The following is a 1,472-nucleotide window of genomic DNA, read 5'->3' on the forward strand; positions in this document are numbered from 1 at the left end:
GGCGGATTCTTGGGGTCCTCGCAACACCTGATGGCTTACGTGGTCGTCAGTAGATCACGCAGGCGCTCGGCTGGGGTTTTCCAGCCGAGCGTTTTGCGTGGGCGGCCGTTGAGTTTCTGGGCGACGTGTTCGAGGTCTTCGGGGCCGTGCACGGACAGGTCGGTGCTCTTGGGGAAGTACTGCCGCAGCAGGCCGTTGGTGTTCTCGTTCGATCCGCGTTGCCAGGGCGAGTGGGGATCGCAGAAGTAGACCGGCACCCCCGTGGCCACGGTGAACTGCTTGTGCGCGGCCATCTCGCTGCCTTGGTCCCAGGTCAGCGAGCCGCGCAGATGGGCGGGCAGGGTCTGGATCAGCGGAACCAGTACGTCACGGACTTCTTCGGCAGTGTGTCCGCCGGGCAGGTGGCCGAGCATCACGTAGCGGGTGGAACGCTCGACCAGGGTCACGATCGCGCTCGCGTTGCCGGTGCCGACGATCAGGTCGCCTTCCCAGTGGCCGGGCACCGCCCGGTCTTCCACCTCGGCAGGGCGCTCGGAGATCATCACCATCTCCTCGACGAACCGGGACGTGCGCTGGTGCGGGCCGCGATGCGGCTTGCGGCGGGTGCGCCCGGTGCGTAGTGCGTCCGTGACCTCGCGGCGCAGTCCGCCACGGGCCTGGACGTAGATTGCCTGGTAGATCGTCTCCGGACTCACCCGCATGCTCTCGTCGTCGGGGAACTCGATGACCAGAGCGTGACAGATCTGCTCGGGCGACCACTGTTCCCGGAGCCTGTCGGCGACGAAGGCGCGCAGTGGACCGTCCTGGGCGAGCTTGGAGTCCTTGGGGCGTGAGCGGCTCTTCGCCCACGCCCGCTGGGCCTGGTGAGGCCGGTAGACGCCGTCGACCGCACGGGCGTCGATCTCGCGCTTGATGGTGGACGCCGGCCGGCCCAGGGCTCGCCCGATCGCGCGCAGCGACCGGCCGGCACGGCGCATGTCGGCGATCGACTCCCGCTCGGTCACGGTGAGGAACCGTGGGTGCAACGCGGCTTCGACGGCCGCGAGGGACGGCGCCGACGTGGCGGTGACGGTGCAGGTCATGCCCGTTGTGTAGTCGATCCGTCGCCCATCGGGATACAGGCGCGCGCCGTTGCTCTTACGGATCCCGCGGTCCCAGTCCCGGGCCGTGCGCTCATGAACCCCGACCCGCGCCGCGGCCTCCCGCTGCCGCACCCCGGACGCACGCAGCCTGTCGTACTCCGTCCGCCCCGGATGTCCGCCTGTTCCCGGCTTGCCACGGCCACGGACACCGGCCTTGCGCGCCCACGCAGCCGCGGTGTGAACGTTCGCCCCGACCGCCCGAGCAGCACCCGAGACACTGCCGTCCTCCCGATCCAACGCCTCGAAGAACCTCGCCTTCAGGTCTCCAAAATCCACGATCCCCGCAACTCCCTGAACAACAGGGTGTTGCGGGGATCAATAGAACCCGCC

General features: G+C 69.0%; 1 protein-coding gene. It reads right to left on the bottom strand.

What is annotated here, in order from left to right; all coding sequences use genetic code 11:
• Window positions 1-35: 35 nt before the first annotated feature.
• Complete coding sequence (locus ACF1CT_RS37365; RefSeq protein WP_391788493.1) at window positions 36-1,214, bottom strand: IS30 family transposase; 1,179 nt, start codon at window positions 1,212-1,214, stop codon at window positions 36-38.
• Window positions 1,215-1,472 lie beyond the last annotated feature (258 nt).

Origin of the sequence: Streptomyces sp. NPDC014734 (genome assembly GCF_043083325.1) — a bacterium.
Lineage (GTDB): Bacteria > Actinomycetota > Actinomycetes > Streptomycetales > Streptomycetaceae > Streptomyces.